A 16,642-nucleotide genomic window follows, 5' to 3' on the forward strand; every position below is an offset into this window, starting at 1 on the left:
ATTGTGATTTGAATGCTTTCCCGTCAAACTTCACTGGATTGCCGTTCATCGTCAAGAACCACAAGTTCCCCAGTCGGTCTTCGCGAATCTTGAGTATCGCCATTTCGGGCATTTCATTTTCCGAGTCAGGAACACGAATTTGCTGCCCATCAAGGATCATAACCCCGAGATCCGAGGCAATCCAAAGTCGCTGGTCAGAATCTTGATAGCATTGAAAGAGGTTTTGATCACGTAGACCGTCGGTTTTCCGAAAAACCTCATAAATCGGTTCTTGCCCATTAAGTGCGTAAAATGGTACAATAACACAACATATTATTAGGCCAAAGTATGTTACAAGTTTGCGCATATCAGCGGAAAGTTGTACGAAAGTTGCCACTTAGTCCAGACTTTTCCAAATACATTCTAATTTTCATATTCAGGAACAAATCTAAAAATGCGGGTGCATCCCAGCCCCACTTTTCACTACATTTGCCCCACAAATACCGTCTCTTATGCACAAGACTTCGTTTGCTATCATTGGGTTTGGCTACATTGGCCGCAGGCACGCCGAGATCATCAAAGGGCACCCCGATTGCGATTTGGTGGCTGTTTGTGATATTTTGCCGGAGCGCGAAGAGCAGGCCCAGGCCTACGACGTTCCATTTTTTACCGATGCACAGCAAATGCTTGCCGAGGGACCGGCTGCGGATGTCGTCTGCGTTTGCACACCCAACGGGCTGCATGCGCAACATGCCCTCCTTGCGCTCAACCACAAAAAGCATGTCGTGATCGAGAAGCCCATGGGCATGACCAAGGCGGCTTGCGAAGAAGTCCTTTTCAAGTCCCTGCAAATGTCGCGGCAAGTGTTTTGCGTCATGCAAAACCGCTATTCACCGACGTCTGAATGGCTCAAGGAGGTCGTGAATGATGGCGTGCTCGGCAAAATCGAGATGGTGCAGGTCAATTGCTACTGGAACCGCGACGACCGCTACTATGGCAAATCTCCCTGGAAAGGCCGATTGGACATGGATGGTGGACCACTCTTTACGCAGTTCAGCCACTTCATGGACATCATGTATTGGCTGTTTGGGGACATCACCGACATCTCCGCACAATTTGCGAACTTCAATCACCGTCACAACACCGAATTCGAGGACTCAGGTCTCGTGACATTCCGCCTGATTCAGGGTGGAATCGGCGTGATGAACTATTCGACGGCGGTTTGGGACAAAAACTTTGAAAGTAGCATCACGATCGTGGCCGAAAAAGGGACGATCAAAGTCGGCGGACAATACATGGAGCAAGTCGAATATTGTCACGTGCAGGACTATGTGATGCCGACGCTTGCACCTGCCAATCCGCCGAACGACTATGGGCCTTACAAAGGAAGTGCTGCCAACCACCACTACATCTTTGAAAATGTGATCGCCACGCTCCAAGGCAAAGGCACCATCACCACCAATGCGCTTGAAGGCCTCAAGGTTGTCGAAATCATTGAACGCATCTACCAACAGCGGAACTTGCAGGCGCTATTTGCCTGAACAACAAAGACTTGAGGGCACATGGCTTTGCCAACGTGGCTCGGAAATTCACCAAGGATTCTTCAAGTCGTCGGCCCCGTATTTGTGCTCGCGGTCTGAAAAGTAACTTCCGGATGCCTTTTTGCGCAATTGCAGGAGATCCTTCTTCGAAAGGCGACGCAACAGGGCCAGCGGCGTCAAAATCGCAAAGAAGATCACGCCCAAAATGATATGGGAATTGATGAATCCCAGCACCTTGGCGATGCCCATCCATCCGAGGTGAATGTACTTTCCCGCGAACGGAATGGCCAATCCGAGTACGGAAACACCCAATCCGACGTATAGAAACGCCATTTTCTCCGTCAGCAAGAAGAAAACCGACATTCCCGTGGCGATCACGAGCAGGGTTTCAATATGTTTTCCGCGTTGATCCATGTTCTAGTCGAGGACGTATTCTTCACGCCAATTGTCGGTGTCGGTCCAAGTTGGTTGATCTGTCTTGGCGAACAGGAAATCCCCCAAAACAAGGTAATCCATTTCCGTTCGCATGAAGCAGCGGTAGGCGTCTTCGGGCGTGCCCACGATCGGTTCGCCGCGTACATTGAAGCTTGTATTGACGATGAGCGCATAGCCCGTGAGCTTCCGAAAGGCCTCGATCAATTCCCAGTAGCGAGGATTCGTTTTTTTGCTGACCGTTTGAATGCGTGCCGAATAGTCAATATGCGTAATGGAAGGCACATCCGAACGCAAATGGTAAAGTTTTTCGCGCAGGTCAAGCGTGTTGTAGTTGGCGGGAAGCGCATTGCGACGGCTTGGCGAAACCGGATGCACGAGCAGCATGTAGGGCGAGGGACCGGCCTGGGTAAAGTAATCCCCTGCATATTCTTCCAAAACGGAAGGCGCAAAGGGCCGGAAACTTTCGCGGTATTTGATCTTGAGGTTCAGCTTTTTCTGCATTTCAGGATTCCGGGCGTCGCCAATGATGCTGCGGTTTCCCAGCGCACGTGGACCGAATTCCATGCGACCCTGAAACCAGCCGACAACGTTTCCATCTGCTAAAAGAGAAGCTGTTTTTTCTGCAAGGGAATGATATTCAGTGAATTCAGTCGCGACGGCTTTGTATTTGCGTGCCATCAGCGTGATTTCTTTGGCCGTATAGTCGGGTCCCAAATAGGACCCTTCCAAACCGTCGGGCAGCACCAACCTGCGTTCCTGCCCAAACGAAATATACTCAGCCGCCAAGGCGGCTCCCAACGCCCCGCCCGCATCACCCGCCGCCGGCACGATGAAAATCTCCTCAAAAATCCCCGCTGATTGCAGCTTCCCATTGGCAACGCAATTCAACGCCACGCCGCCAGCCAAACAGAGATGCTTGGCCCCCGTGAGCCGCTTCGCTTCACGCGCCATGCGCAGCACGATTTCCTCCGTTACCTCCTGAATCGCCAACCCCAAATCACAGTGGTGCTGCTCCAGGGCAGCTTCTGGTTCGCGGCGCGGAAAGCCGAACAAATTCGCCCATTTTGCATCTTTCACCATGCGCAAACCTGCAGCATAGTTGAAGAAGTGTTGGTCGAGCCAAAGAGATCCATCGTCTTTGATATCAACGAGTTGCTCTAGAATGAGCTTCTTGTATCGCAAAACATTTACCGAGCCAGAATTCCCGTAGGGTGCCAAGCCCATGAGCTTGTATTCCCCGGAATTGACCCGGAAACCCAGAAAGTAAGTGAAGGCCGAATACAGCAAACCCAACGAATGCGGAAAGCGAAGTTCGCGTAACAGCGTGATGTCTTTCCCCTTGCCGTGGCAGATGCTTGCAGTTGCCCATTCGCCGACACCATCAAGGGTCAAAATCGCGGCTTCTTCGAATGGGCTCGGATAGAAGGTACTTGCTGCATGGGACAAATGGTGATCCGGAAACAGGAGCTTGGTCGCCTTCCAGTCCACCTTGCCGATTTTCTTGAGCTCGTCCTTAAGCAGTTTTTTGAGAAAGAGCTTTTCCTTGATCCAAACGGGAATCGACTTCCAGAAGGAAACAAGTCCTTTGGGTGCAAATCCGTAGTACGTTTCCAGCAACCGTTCGAATTTCAGAAAGGGTTTGTCATAGAATACGATGGCATCCAATTCGTCGAGCCGAAATCCCGTATGTTCCAGGCAATAATTGACAGCTTGCGTCGGAAAACCTGCATCGTGCTTTTTGCGGGTGAAACGCTCCTCCTGCGCGGCTGCCAGAACTTTGCCGTCGATCGTGATCGCTGCTGCAGAGTCATGGTAATATGCCGAAATGCCGAGGATCTTCATTCAGGACTTCGATCAATTGTTTACACCAAGATGGGTAACGATTTCTTTGACAATGAATTCTGCGGCGTGGCCATCTCCGAAAATTTCCGGGAAGCTCAAGTTTTCAGCATGGGCAAAGTACGCGAATGCGTCCAAAATTCGTTGCGTGTCGGCATCGGTGAGGATGGCCGTTCCGGCTTCGACAAGTTCGACCCATTCCGTTTGCGGGCGCAGAACAATACAGGGCTTTTCAAGGAAAAAGCTCTCTTTCTGTACGCCACCGGAGTCGGTGATGACAAGTTTGCAGGCAGCTTCAAGGGCTGTCATTTCGAGGAAAGAAACGGGAAGGATAAGCTTCAGGCGGTCACTGTTGCGCAGCTTTTTGAGCACTTCAGGCTCCAGATTGCCTTCGAGCACCTTTTTGGTACGCGGATGCAAGGGAAGGAGCACGGTTTCGCCTTGATTTTCGGTCAATTCCAACAGTGCCTTAAAAATGCTGCTCAGGCGTTCAGGGACATCGGTATTGGTATTCCGGTGAATGGTAGCCAAGATAAACTGACCACGTTTGAGGCCGAGGCTCGCTACCAAATCCACATGGTCACGGGCGTAGTCCCTGAAAAACAGCGTGTTGTCATACATTACGTCCCCGCAATGGTAGACTTTTGGATTGTCCATCGAATACGGACCTGCATTGTCAAGTGCAAAGCCCTCCTTGGCCAGATTGTCGATGCCGGTCGCCGTAGGGCTAAAAAGGAAGGTCGAGACGTGGTCGCAAAGAATGCGGTTGATCTCCTCGGGCATGCGTTTGTCAAATGACCGCAAGCCTGCCTCCACGTGCGCGATGGGCAAGTAGTGTTTGCTCGCAGCAATTGCCCCGGCGAGTGTACTGTTGGTATCGCCGTAGAGAATGACACAATCGGGTTTCTCCTTGAGCAGAATCGTCTCGATCGCGGCGATCATTGCCCCGGTCTGTGCGCCATGGTCTCCCGAGCCGACTTCAAGCATGTGGTCAGGTCGCGGAATTTTCATCTCGTCAAAAAAGACCTGCGACATGTTGGCATCGTAATGCTGACCGGTATGCACGATGACTTCGCGCACTTGGTCACGGTAAAGATCGTGAATGGCCCTGCTGATGGCGGCCGCTTTGATAAATTGCGGCCGTGCGCCGATGATGGTGACAAACTTGATCATGATGTGATAGCGTCAAAAAGCTGCGCAAACTTGCCTGTGAGGGCTTTTCTGGAGAATGCAGCTACACCTTGGCTTTGCACTTCCAATGCATCGCGTTGGTAAAGGTCGTAGTAGTGGGCAATATGTGCCTTGATTTTTTCCTTGTCTTCAAAGCCAGCGACCAAGCCGGCATTGGCCTCGTTGATGATATGTGCGGCGTCGCCGTCCTCCGGGCCAATGCAGAGAATGGGCCTGCCGGAGGCGAGGTATTCGAAGATTTTGCCGGTGATGACGCCCTTGGCATTGGGCGTATTGTTGATGGAGAGGAGCAGCACTTGGGCGCGGCCCTGCTGTTGAACGGCCTCTGCTTGCGGCAGGTAATCAATCATTTCGACTTGACCCTCCATGCCATGCCGGTTGATGCTCTCTTGTGCGCTCACATCCGCCTTGCCTACGAGCTTCACCCGCAGGTCATTGCCAAACGAAGGAATCTCCTGTTTCAATTCGGCGCAGGCTGCCCAAAAAGCCTCATGATTCCGGTGTTGATTGAGCAAACCAATGTGAATCAAGCTGAATTTTTTGTCGCGGGCCTCCTTGGGTTGTGGCTGCAGGTCGGCTTCGTCATAGCCATTGGTCACCACATCGACCTTGCGTCCGGAGATTTCCTCGAATTCCTCCTTCATCTGATTGCCCACCACGACCACGCGGTCTGCAAGCGTAACCACTTCTTTTTCAAGGCGATGGTGCTTGCGGTCAGCCCATTCGCTCAGCATCAATTCCTGGTAGAAATCGATATTGGTCCAAGGATCACGGAAATCGGCCACCCAAGGCAATCCCGTTTTGCGCTTGACACCCATGGCAATCAGGTGCATCGAATGCGGCGGACCGGTGGAAACAATCGCATCCACTGGATGCTCCTTCAGATAATCCACCAAAAAGGATATACTCGGCTTGATCCAGAACTTGCGCGCATCCGGAATGAAGACATTTCCCCGGATCCACATCGAAACCCGGCGCTTGAAGCTCGGCTTCTTTTCGTTCAAAAATCCGGAGACCACACGTGTTTCCTTCTTCTGCCCGGTGAAGCGCTTGTAAAGTTTGTAGGGCTCCCAAATTGGCCTTCGAATCACTTCCACACCGGCAGGAACCTGGGCTTCCAGAGACATGTCGATCACCGGATACTCGCTGTCAAGCGCAGTGTAAACCACTGGCTCCCAGCCAAATTCGCGGAGGTAGCGCACGCACTTCAGCCAGCGCTGTACGCCTGAACCGCCACTGGGGGGCCAGTAATAGGTGATGACCAGCACTTTTTTCATTGCTCTGCCTCAGACCGTCTTCGGATTCGCAGCGTCTCCCGTCTCTTCCTCATCGTCCTTGCCGCCAGTTTTGAAGTCCATGAAGACCGCTGCTGCAGACAAACCAAAGAGAATCAAGGAGAAAACCAAGGCTAGGGACTCGCCGGTAGCGTAGGACTTCGGCTCCATCTTGAAGACGATTTCGTGGTTTCCAGCAGGCACTTTCATACCGCGCAGGGTATAGTCACAGCGGAAATGATCGACAGGTTGGCCATCGACATAGGCCTGCCAGCCCTTGCCGGAGTTGTAGTAGACTTCGGAGAATGCCACCAATTGCTCTTTGCCACCTGTGCTGGAGAATTGGTATTTGACCTCGTTGCTTTGCCAAGCCGTGAGCTTGACCGAGGCAGAAGGATCGGGCGAAGCCGTAAATCCTTTGATCACCTCAGCATCGGCTTCCTCGACCACCATTTTCGCACGGAGGTCAAGCCCTTCCAATGCAGTCATGGATTCCTTGGGACCTTTGACGACTTCGTAGTTGCCAACGACCCAAGCATGTCCCATCGCCGAAGGATTCGGAATCGGCGGTGCTTCGGGGGCATACATGATGTACTTGCAATTGAGCATGTTCAGTGCCGTGACACCCGCCAAGGCAGCCTGAATCTTTTGCATCTGCGTGCTGTCTCGCGTATTCAAAGCAGCCATGATCTCTTGGCGCTCGTCGTCGAATCGGAAGTCGATCAAGTCTTGGTAACGCTGCATCTTGACAGCGCTGTAACCGCCAATCGACTTGTGATGATAGGAGGTCATGGCGTCATTCCAAGTGTTGCCCGTCAGGTTCAACACACGGTAATTGGGGTCCGGATCTTTTTTGATGGCCTGATCGCATGGCGACGGTGTAAAGGGTCGCATCTGCTCGGAGGACTTGATGAAATTGTCGTCGTCGAGGTAGCGCTTGTCGACGGGCACCATGTCCCAATAGATCAATCCGAATAAGATCAAACCGACGACACCAATGCCGATGGGCTTCATTTCCAAGGATCCGACGCTTTTCCGCGTCATGACGTAACCGATCAGTGTTCCTGCTGCGATCAGCGTAATGAGAATGCCTTTGTAAGCTTGGCTCGTGATCATTTCCTCCCGGTCAGCCGGCAGGGCATCGGTCAATGCCGAAATGAGCTGCGGATCTGGATTTTTGAGACCGACTTGGTTGAGGAACCCGGCAATCGCATTGGCATCTTGCGCTTGGCTCAAATCAGCACCCGGGTGTACCCAAGCCAAAATGAGCAAGAGCAGCACGATCGCTCCCGCTGCCATTGCAACCGTCGTTGCCTGTTGCTTGGGGGTCTTTTTCGCGGAATTCCTGAACAATTCCGCCAAGGCCAATCCAGCCATCAAGGCCATGCAAATGCTCGTGATGGTGAGCCACATCGAGACGGCGCGGAAGTTGTTGTATTTGGGGAGGTTATCGAAGAAGAGGTCGGAGAACCATTGGAAGTTACGGCCCCAACTGAGCATCAGGGAGACCAGTGCCGCACCCAAAATCCACCAACGGTAGCGGGTGGGGACGATGAACAAACCGAGGACGAAAAGGAAACAAATCACGATGCCCATATAAGTCGGTCCGCCGTGCATCGGCTGTGTTCCGATATAGGCAGGCCAGGCATTGGCGAGTTGCTCGGCGCCCTGTGGATTCAACGCCCCCTTCAAGACGTCGTACGTCGCCGATTCCTTGCCCAGTTTCGCGTGAGCGGCATCCCCGAAGTAAAAGGGATTGATGATCGTGAAGGATTCGGCAACGCCGTAGCTCCAGACGTAGGCATACTCCTTGCTCAAGCCGCCGCCGCTCGTCGGCTGAGCATCTTGTGTGGGCGCAGCCTCGCGTGGGTGCACGGCACCTCCGCGCATGGTCACGCTCACGTATTCATTGGTAGTCCACAAACGGCTGATGTTGGGCGCGATGGAAATGCCCATGCAGAGGCCCATCAAAACGGTGGCAACCAAAAATGTGCGCATCGGCTTTGCCGCTGCGGTGATGTCTTTTCCAGTGAGCCAAGCCTTGACCGAATTGCCCTCTTTGCGAAGGTTGAGGAAGGCCAGAACCAAGGGAACCCCAAACAGCAACAAGCCCTCAGCCATCCAGACGATCTTGGGCAGTCCGGCAGCCCAGCTGATGAGAATACTCAAAAACGCTGTCCAGGCAATGCCTTTGCCGACATTGTTGACGGTACGCGTGAGTTCACTGAGGACAATGGCACCCACGACAAAAAAGCCGTAATAGGTGATTTGCAAGTGGTTGGCATTGATTTCCAACCCCATTGCCAAGATCGTCAGGGCAGCGCCCAGCCAAAATCTTCCGCGGTAGAGTAGCAGCACACCTGCAAGGACGAGTGGCATGTAGGCAACGGCATTAACTTTCGAATTGTGACCCGCGCCGATGACGCTGAAGTAATACGTGCACATCATAAACCCAAAGGCTGCCACAGCAGAACTGAAGGGATCAACCTTCAGGGTCATCAGCAAGATGCACATCGTCACAAACAGCAGGAACATGCTCCCGATGGGGTGGGGAACGACGTCCCGCAGGTTCATGATGTTGTCGAGCTTCTGCATCAGGTTGTTGGGGTACCAAGTACTGATTTGGTAGGTTGGCATGCCGCCAAACATGGCATTGGTCCAGAGAGGCTCCTTGTCGTCGTTGGCCTTGCGGAAATCGACAATTTCCTTGGTCATTCCCTTGTGTTGTACGATATCACCCTGATTGATGACATAACCCTTTTCATGTGCCTTGGGCATGTAATTCCACAAAACCATGAAGGAAATGAGCAGCATGACGGCGCATCCGATCAAGCGCCACATTTTACCCTCTGAAAAATAAGAGCTACCGCTTTGAAGCCAAGACTGATTCTTGCTCATGAGAACTTGCTATATGAGAGATGAAGACAATTCGACAAAATTAGCAAAAGGACCAACGGCCACAACAAGGGCTGAAAGTAACCTGCGAATCTAGGTGCAAACAGGTTTGATCGCAACATTCAGAATCCGGGAGTAGGTGGTTGCTCAGGTTCGTCTTCGCGTTTGGGAACTTTGATCGGGCGCGGTAAGGGCTTGCGGTTGTAGTCAAAAAGGTAATAACTCAAGCCGAAATGGTAGGTCGTGCGTCCCATGCCAAAGGCCTTTTCGTTGACCACCAATTGCCATCCAAGACCGGATTCGACCTCGAATAAAAACCCAAAATGTTTGAAGAAAACGGTCTCCAGGCCGAGCAAGGCGGTTCCCGAGACATTAAAACGGGGTTTGCCCTTGGCTCGAAATTCGTTGTACTCGACATAACGGTCCTCGCCAAGGTCGGCGGCATATTCCGTGAACAAGATTTTACTTGTGGGTGAGAGCCCCAATTCGACCTTGACGCCTCCGTAGAAGCGGATGCACTTCAGCACCTTGCGACTTTGTTTGAGTGCGGCGAATGAAATGCTTCCAAAACTTCCTTTTTCCGAGGCAATCCGGCCATAGACCGTATCATTGACTTGATAATCGCTTCCATAGTTGACTGAATCCTCACGATGTGAATAGGCCGCGCCGAATCTGAGTTTGACACCCCGAATGGTATCCACCAACGCGGCACGCAAACCAAACTGATAGTATTCCGGGAGAATGGCAAAACGCGAATACAGCCCCCAATCGGGGTAGATCGGCAAGCCGCTCTGGGCATCTGCATAGAGAATCGACGCATCATACCCTTCGAAAAACTGCACACTTCCATCGACCCAAGAAGCCCCGAATTCATGCAACCGGAAGGCGACGGGCGGTAACGGAGGAAATGAATCAATCATTTCGGGAGCGGGGGCAACAGAGTCGGTCTGCGCAGAAACCCCAAGGCCCGCGACCACCCAACACAGCGCTATGCAAATCCTCTTGATCAATCCTGATACTGAATACCGAATGAATGCCCAGCTGGAAATTTACATGGATTTGATGGAAAATGCTAGGCAGGCAATCCGCGCATTTCAACCGCATTCCTGTAAAGCCAAATACCATTCTCCTCCAACTCCAAACCGGACTCAAAAGCAATAGCCTTCAATTCCGCCTTGAATTGCCTCCTCGAACACCAATTTAAACCCCAAATCAGTGTGCTTCCAGCCAGTTATGGCCGGTTCCGACTTCGACGAGCATTGGCACTTGCATGGGAATCGCGCTTTCCATCTTTTCCTTGATGAGCTTGCTCAGCACCTCGACCTCGTCGAGGACCGCCTCAAAAACCAATTCGTCATGCACTTGCAAGATCATTTGCGAACGCATGTTGCGGGCTTTCATCTCACGGTGAATGTTGGTCATCGCAACTTTGATGAGGTCGGCCGCGCTGCCTTGCACCGGCGTGTTGATCGCGTTCCTTTCGGCAAAGCCTTTGGTCGTCGCGTTGGCGCTGTTGATGTCCGGAATGTACCGCCGTCGGCCGAGCATCGTGCTGGTATAACCCAAGCGACGGGCATCGGCGATGCTTTGGTCCATGTATTCCTTGATTTTGCTGTACTGCGCGAAATAGCTGCTGATGATTTCGGCTGCCTCGTGGCGGCTGATTTTCAGGCGTTGTGCCAAGCCAAACGCCGAGATTCCGTAGATGATCCCGAAGTTCACCATCTTGGCCTTGCTGCGCATGTCGCTTGTGACCTCATCGATGGGCACACCAAAAACCTTGCTTGCGGTTGCCCGGTGAATGTCATGCCCGTCCCGGAAATCCGCCATCATGCCCGGATCCTTGCTCAATTCGGCAATCAAGCGCAATTCCACCTGCGAATAGTCGGCAGACATGATCACGCATCCTTCTGATGCGACAAACGCCTTCCGGATTTCCCTTCCTTCCTCGGAACGGATCGGGATGTTTTGCATGTTGGGATTGTTGGAGCTCAAACGCCCCGTCGCCGTGATCGCCTGACTGAAGGTCGAGTGAATACGGCCCGTCTTGGGATTCACCAACGAAGGCAACGCATCCACATAAGTGCTTTTGAGTTTGCCCAGTTTCCGGTACCGCATGATGTAGGCCGGAAATTCATGTTCAAGCGCAAGTGCGACCAAATCTTCTTCCTTGGTACTGTATTGGCCGGTTTTGGTCTTCTTGGCCTTGCCCAGCTTGAGCTTGTCAAAGATGATTTCACCGAGCTGCTTGGGCGAATTGATGTTGAATTTCATCCCCGCAAGGCGGTAGATGTCCTTTTCAATCGACAGCATCTCGATCTCCAACTGCTTGGAGTATTGGTTCAGGAATTCCTCATCGACATGCACGCCCGCAAATTCGATGTCGGTCAAGACGGGCACCAACGGCATTTCCACGGTTTCAAAGACGCGGCGTAGGTCGGCAGCATCCAACATCGGATCCAGTTTGTGCTTCAGCGAAAGGGTGATGTCGGCATCTTCGCAAGCGTATTCGATGAGCTTGGAAAGTTCGACATCGCGCATGTTGAGCTGATCCTTCCCTTTTTTACCGATCAACGTGGTAATGGAGACCGGCTCGTAATGCAACAGCTCCATGGCCATCGCATCCATGCCATGTGGCTTGTCGGGATCGATCACGTAGTGGGCGAGCAGGGTGTCGTAGAGCGGTTCGCAAACGGTCACGCCATGATTGCGCAGCACGAGCATGTCGTACTTGATGTTCTGACCGATCTTGAGAATGGTTTTGCTTTCGAGTACTGCCTTGAGCAAGTCGAGTTGAGCCATCGCGGCGGTATCGCCTTCGGGAAAATATACCATGAAGGCTTCGCCAGGCTCCAAACTGATCGTCATCGCAATCAGTTCCGCCTGCATGGCATCCAAGCCGGTGGTTTCCGTGTCAAAGCAAAAGTATCCTTGCTTCTGAATGTCGGCGATGAGTTTTTTGAGCTCCTTCTCCGAACTGATCGGCATGTAGTTGTGCTTGCGGTCGGCAATGTTGCTGAATCCCGTTTCGTAGGCCGGCTCCTCGGAGACCGTTTGCGTTCCCCCGGAATAGTCAGCAGTGGCGCCACCCCCAATCGCATTGCCAAAAAGGTCGCGTTGCACTTCTTGGTTGCCTCCAAATATCGGGCTGCTCAAAATGCGTTTGGCGGTGTTGCGAAACTCCAACTCGTTCATAAGCTCCACCGTTTTTTCGCGGTCGGGGTCGCCGACCTTGCAGTGGTCCTCATCCCAGGGAATCGGCGCATCCGTTGCAATCGTTGCCAGCCATTTGGATAGCAGGCCCTGTTCGCCAAATTCTTTGACGGATGCTTGGATCGCCTTTTTGGTGATTTCGTCAGCGCGTTTTACAATTTCTTCGACCGACCCGAATTGGTTGATAAGCTCCACGGCCGTGACATCACCGACCTTCGGAATGCCGGGGATATTGTCAACCTTGTCCCCTTTGAGGCCGAGAAAGTCGATCATCTGAATCGGCGTCACCCCATACCGCTCCTTCACCATCGCTGGATTCAGGATTTCGACGCCTTCACCAGCCCGCGACGGTTTGTAAAGGAAGATGTTGTCGGTGACCAACTGACAGTAGTCCTTGTCGGGGGTGACCATGTACACTTGATAACCATGGGATTCGGCGCGTTTGGCGATGGTGCCGATGACGTCGTCAGCTTCGTATCCTACCATTTCAAGGACAGGAATGTTCAGCGCCCTCAACAGCTCCTTTGTTTTTGGAATCGCAAACCGGATGTCTTCCGGCATTTCCTCGCGCGTGGCTTTGTAGGCTTCAAACTTGTCATGCCTGAAAGTAGGGCCTGACAGGTCGAATGCCACCGCCAAGTGGGTCGGCTTTTCCTTGTCCAGGATTTGCAGCAAAAAATTCACGAAGCCAAAAACGGCCGAGGTGTTTTGGCCATTTGCGGTGATGCGCGGGGTCTTGATGAAGGCAAAATGGGCCCGGTAAATGAGGGCAAGCGCATCGAGAAGAAAAATCTTTTTTTCTGCCATAACGGGGTAGGATGAATTCGAGGATGAAGGTAGAAAATAGTTCAGGATCGGCGTCGTTGCCGCTTGAACTAATTCTCTGCCGATGCAAGTTCTTTGTCTAGCTTCTGCTCAGGTTTGCCTTCGCCAATCTTCATTTTGGGCAGCAGGAACAGGTAGCAAATGACGCCGGCCACGATCATCATGATAAACTGCGAGGTGTGAATGATGAAGGCGATATTGGTGCCGACCACCTTTGCAAAGTCTTCGGTCCATCCAAAGCTGCTGGCATAGGCGGTAAAGCTCATGATGATTGCAAAGTGGTAGGTTCCGATTCCTCCTGGCGAAGGCATGACCATGCCGATTCCGCCCATTGTAAAGGCGGTAATCGCAAAGGTGAAACTCAGGCCGCTTGTATCCTTCAATGCAAAAAACACCAAATAGGTCATCAGAATGTAGCAAACCCAAATCATCACCGTTTGGTAGAGGAATAACCAAGGCCGCTTCATTTTTGTCACGCTCTTGACTGCGAGCCAGATGTCCTTGCTGAAGGCGACCCCCTTTGCAAACAATGCAATGCGCATGAACCGCTTCCAAAATATGATCAGGACCAACATTCCTACCGCGAACGTGATTCCGAAGATCAACTTCCAAGGAATGCTTTCCTCATTCATCGTGGCGGGGGCATTGTTTGCGAATGCCTTGTCCATGATGGCCATGATCTCCTTGAATTGGAAGAGAAAAACGCCCAAAACGAGCAATCCCAATGCAATCACGTCAAAAACACGGTCTGTAACCATGGTTCCGAAGCTCACGGAAAGTGGAATCTTTTCGGATTTTGCTGTCATCGTAGCTCGGGTCACTTCGCCTACGCGACTCAATGCCTGATTTACCAAGTAGCCTACCATGATTGAACAAAACAAGTTCCATGCATTGCTTTTGTAGCCTGCCGCCTCAATCAGCAGCTTCCACCGAACGGCACGGTACCAATGACTCAAAATCGCGACGGCCAAACCGATGGCGACCCAGAGATAATTGGCATCCTTAAAACCCTGCTCGACCTGCGTGAAGTCAATGCCACGCATGGCGAGCCACATCAACAAGCCACCCAGTGCCAAACCGAGCACATATTTGACGATCGTGAAAAACGTTTTGCGACTCAAAGCTGAATGGAATCCGTGATGATGCGATTGTTTTCGTCGAGAATACAGACGACGGGCACATGTGTTTTGGCCTCCTCAGGCGTGATGGCGGCGTATGTGATCACAATCACGATGTCGCCCACCTGAACCATTCTCGCGGCCGGCCCATTGAGGCAGATCACACCCGATCCGCGTTTGCCCTCGATAATATAGGTTTCAAAGCGCGCTCCGTTGTTGACATTCACGATTTGAACCTTTTGATGCGGCACCATCTCAGCGGCATCCATCAGATCGCGGTCGATCGTGATGCTCCCCGTATAATTGAGATTGGCCTCGGTAACCGTGGCGCGATGGAGTTTGGATTTGAAGACCTCTATTAACATGGGGGCGAAATTATGGAAAAAATTTCCGTTGGCAGAATGGCGTTAAGGATTCGTAACGCAATGTCGGCAATTGGCTATCCGCGGGGATGTCTTTTTTAGGCGCCTGAGGGACTGTAAGGTTGCAAATCCACTGAGAAAGCTACCTTCCGAGTCCCAAAACCAAGTTGTCGATGAGCCGCGTGTTGCCGCAAAAAGCTGCAATCAGGGCAACGGGTTCATCTTCCGGCCGCAAGACATCTACAAGTGACAAATCACGGGATTTTCGGATTTCAAGGTATTCCAGCCGGATCAGCGGATATGCAGCAGCCATTTCCGTCGCGATCGTCGTGAGTGGCAGGGCTTCCATTCCTGCCCGTGCACGGGCATCCAGCGCTTGCAGGCAGCGCGATAGGTACAGCGCCTGCTGACGTTCCTCGGTGTTGAGGTAGCGGTTGCGGCTGCTTTTTGCCAAGCCATCGGCGTCACGAACGATGTCGCAGGGCACGATCGTGAGGGGGAAAAACAATTCGCGGGCAAGGGCTTGGAGAATGCTCAGCTGCTGAAAGTCCTTTTTCCCGAAGTAGGCGCGTGTCGGAAGCACAATGTTGAAGAGGCGGGCAACCACGAGCAACACGCCGTCAAAATGGCCGGGCCGCTTGGCGCCGTCCATGTACTTGTCCATGGTGCGCAAACCCATCAACACTTCAAAGTTTCCTTTGCCATCAGGGTACATGGTGGCCTCGGTCGGCGTAAATATGTGCGTTGCACCCGCCGATTTGCACAAAGCCAGGTCGGCTTCCAAAGTGCGCGGGTACTTCTCCAGATCTTCATTGGGTCCAAACTGGGTCGGATTCACAAAAATCGAGACAACCGTGATATCATTTTCGGCTGCGCTGCGGGCAATGAGGGCTCCGTGACCTTCGTGCAAGGCACCCATGGTGGGAACAAAGCCAATTGTGCGCCCCAAACAATTTTCAGCGTGCAGGGCCGTTCTTAAGGCAAATGGATGATCGAAGACTTGCATTTAGGAAAGGAGGGCTATTTTGCCGAAAAAACGGCGAAGATAAGTAAACACAACTTGTATTAGCAAGAGAAATATTGTAAATTTGCAGCAGATAATGGGAATTTACAAAGTAGATTTTCAGATTTGGTTCAAGTAACAGAAGTATGAGCGATAAGTTGAAGATTCTTTACGTAACAACCGAAATTGATCCGTTCTTGAAGATAAGCAGTGCAGCCGATTTTATCAGGTTGCTTCCGCAAAAACTGCAGGAGAAAGGGCACGAAATTCGCATCTTGATGCCAAAGTTCGGGGTCATTAACGAGCGCAGGAACCGCCTTCACGAGGTGGTACGTCTTTCGGGGATCAACATTCGGGTTGGAGAAGAGGAGAAGCCGCTCACCATCAAAGTTGCTTCGATCCCAAATGCCAAGCTGCAGGTTTATTTTTTGGACAATGAAGACTACTTCCAACGCAAATCTGTGTTGGTCGACCCAGTCAACAACGCCTTTTACAAAGACAATGACGAACGCGCCATTTTCTTTTGCAAAGGCGTGATTGAAACCGTCAAGAAACTGGGGTGGCAGCCCGATATTATCCACTGCCATGACTGGATGACAAGCTTCATTCCCCTCTACCTCCGCACGCACTACAAAGACGACCCGATGTTTAAAAACACCAAGGTGGTCTTCACGTTGTACAACAATAGTTTCGACTCCAAGCTGTCTACCAACTTCTTGGAGAAGACCAATATTGAAAACCTGATCCCGTCCAATGGAAGCTTTCAGGAAAACAACTATCTAGGTGTGTGCAAGGGTGGCATCCAACTGGCGGATGTCGCAACAATGGGTGCTTCGAGGATTGACTCTACATTGGAGGACTTCATGCAGAGCACCCACAATGAAAAAATCTTCTTTGATGTCGATGACTCCGACAGCTTCGTAGAAGGTTATCAAAACCTGTATACCACGATTTTAAACTGATTTCC

Annotated in this window: 12 protein-coding genes; 2 read left to right on the plus strand and 10 right to left on the minus strand. The window is 51.9% G+C overall.

From position 1 onward, the window contains the following. Window positions 1-491 precede the first annotated feature (491 nt). Window positions 492-1,520 carry a Gfo/Idh/MocA family oxidoreductase gene (locus tag IPN95_00005; GenBank protein ID MBK9447803.1) on the plus strand — a complete coding sequence of 343 codons (1,029 nt, stop codon included), beginning with the start codon at window positions 492-494 and terminating at the stop codon, window positions 1,518-1,520. 48 nt (window positions 1,521-1,568) lie between these two features. Here IPN95_00005 and IPN95_00010 read toward each other — a convergent pair whose 3' ends face one another. The 10 genes from IPN95_00010 to IPN95_00055 all read right to left on the minus strand — a co-directional run bounded on the left by IPN95_00010 (window position 1,569) and on the right by IPN95_00055 (window position 15,678). After that, window positions 1,569-1,934, minus strand: a complete 366-nt coding sequence (locus IPN95_00010; protein MBK9447804.1) for a hypothetical protein — start codon at window positions 1,932-1,934, stop codon at window positions 1,569-1,571. 3 nt (window positions 1,935-1,937) lie between these two features. Further along, window positions 1,938-3,797 (minus strand): carbamoyltransferase, encoded by a 1,860-nt coding sequence (locus tag IPN95_00015; GenBank protein MBK9447805.1) that lies wholly within the window; start codon window positions 3,795-3,797, stop codon window positions 1,938-1,940. A 12-nt stretch (window positions 3,798-3,809) separates the two neighbouring features. Continuing rightward, the gene (wecB, locus tag IPN95_00020; protein MBK9447806.1) at window positions 3,810-4,964 is read right to left on the minus strand and encodes a UDP-N-acetylglucosamine 2-epimerase (non-hydrolyzing); all 1,155 of its coding nucleotides are present in this window, start codon (window positions 4,962-4,964) and stop codon (window positions 3,810-3,812) included. Further along, window positions 4,964-6,262, minus strand: coding sequence for a glycosyltransferase family 4 protein (locus tag IPN95_00025; GenBank protein ID MBK9447807.1), 1,299 nt, complete (start codon window positions 6,260-6,262; stop codon window positions 4,964-4,966). The genes wecB and IPN95_00025 overlap by 1 nt, the downstream gene beginning before the upstream one ends. A 9-nt stretch (window positions 6,263-6,271) precedes the next feature. Continuing rightward, window positions 6,272-9,157, minus strand: a complete 2,886-nt coding sequence (locus IPN95_00030) for a hypothetical protein (protein ID MBK9447808.1) — start codon at window positions 9,155-9,157, stop codon at window positions 6,272-6,274. Between the two features lie 119 nt (window positions 9,158-9,276). Further along, window positions 9,277-10,074 (minus strand): hypothetical protein, encoded by a 798-nt coding sequence (locus IPN95_00035; protein MBK9447809.1) that lies wholly within the window; start codon window positions 10,072-10,074, stop codon window positions 9,277-9,279. 292 nt (window positions 10,075-10,366) lie between these two features. Further along, entirely contained in the window at window positions 10,367-13,174 is a 2,808-nt protein-coding gene (polA, locus tag IPN95_00040) for a DNA polymerase I (protein MBK9447810.1), read from the minus strand. A gap of 68 nt (window positions 13,175-13,242) precedes the next feature. Further along, window positions 13,243-14,313, minus strand: coding sequence for a flippase-like domain-containing protein (locus tag IPN95_00045; protein MBK9447811.1), 1,071 nt, complete (start codon window positions 14,311-14,313; stop codon window positions 13,243-13,245). Continuing rightward, on the minus strand, window positions 14,310-14,675 hold the full coding sequence (locus IPN95_00050; protein ID MBK9447812.1) for an aspartate 1-decarboxylase: 366 nt from the start codon (window positions 14,673-14,675) through the stop codon (window positions 14,310-14,312). Before IPN95_00050 ends, IPN95_00045 begins: the two co-directional genes overlap by 4 nt. A 139-nt stretch (window positions 14,676-14,814) precedes the next feature. Next, window positions 14,815-15,678: a pantoate--beta-alanine ligase gene (locus IPN95_00055; protein ID MBK9447813.1), complete on the minus strand. Its 864-nt coding sequence runs from the start codon at window positions 15,676-15,678 to the stop codon at window positions 14,815-14,817. 143 nt (window positions 15,679-15,821) lie between these two features. Here IPN95_00055 and IPN95_00060 point away from each other — a divergent pair, with 143 nt between their 5' ends. Then, window positions 15,822-16,637, plus strand: a complete 816-nt coding sequence (locus tag IPN95_00060; protein MBK9447814.1) for a glycogen/starch synthase — start codon at window positions 15,822-15,824, stop codon at window positions 16,635-16,637. Window positions 16,638-16,642: the final 5 nt, after the last annotated feature.

The organism is Bacteroidota bacterium (assembly GCA_016718825.1).
Lineage (GTDB): Bacteria > Bacteroidota > Bacteroidia > J057 > JADKCL01 > JADKCL01.

Coding starts and splice junctions, on each gene's coding strand:
- IPN95_00005 (MBK9447803.1), top strand. CDS start 492: ATGCACAAGACTTCGTTTGCTATCATTGGGTTTGGCTACATTGGCCGC.
- IPN95_00010 (MBK9447804.1), bottom strand. CDS start 1,934: ATGGATCAACGCGGAAAACATATTGAAACCCTGCTCGTGATCGCCACG.
- IPN95_00015 (MBK9447805.1), bottom strand. CDS start 3,797: ATGAAGATCCTCGGCATTTCGGCATATTACCATGACTCTGCAGCAGCG.
- IPN95_00025 (MBK9447807.1), bottom strand. CDS start 6,262: ATGAAAAAAGTGCTGGTCATCACCTATTACTGGCCCCCCAGTGGCGGT.
- IPN95_00030 (MBK9447808.1), bottom strand. CDS start 9,157: ATGAGCAAGAATCAGTCTTGGCTTCAAAGCGGTAGCTCTTATTTTTCA.
- IPN95_00035 (MBK9447809.1), bottom strand. CDS start 10,074: ATGATTGATTCATTTCCTCCGTTACCGCCCGTCGCCTTCCGGTTGCAT.
- polA (MBK9447810.1), bottom strand. CDS start 13,174: ATGGCAGAAAAAAAGATTTTTCTTCTCGATGCGCTTGCCCTCATTTAC.
- IPN95_00050 (MBK9447812.1), bottom strand. CDS start 14,675: ATGTTAATAGAGGTCTTCAAATCCAAACTCCATCGCGCCACGGTTACC.
- IPN95_00055 (MBK9447813.1), bottom strand. CDS start 15,678: ATGCAAGTCTTCGATCATCCATTTGCCTTAAGAACGGCCCTGCACGCT.
- IPN95_00060 (MBK9447814.1), top strand. CDS start 15,822: ATGAGCGATAAGTTGAAGATTCTTTACGTAACAACCGAAATTGATCCG.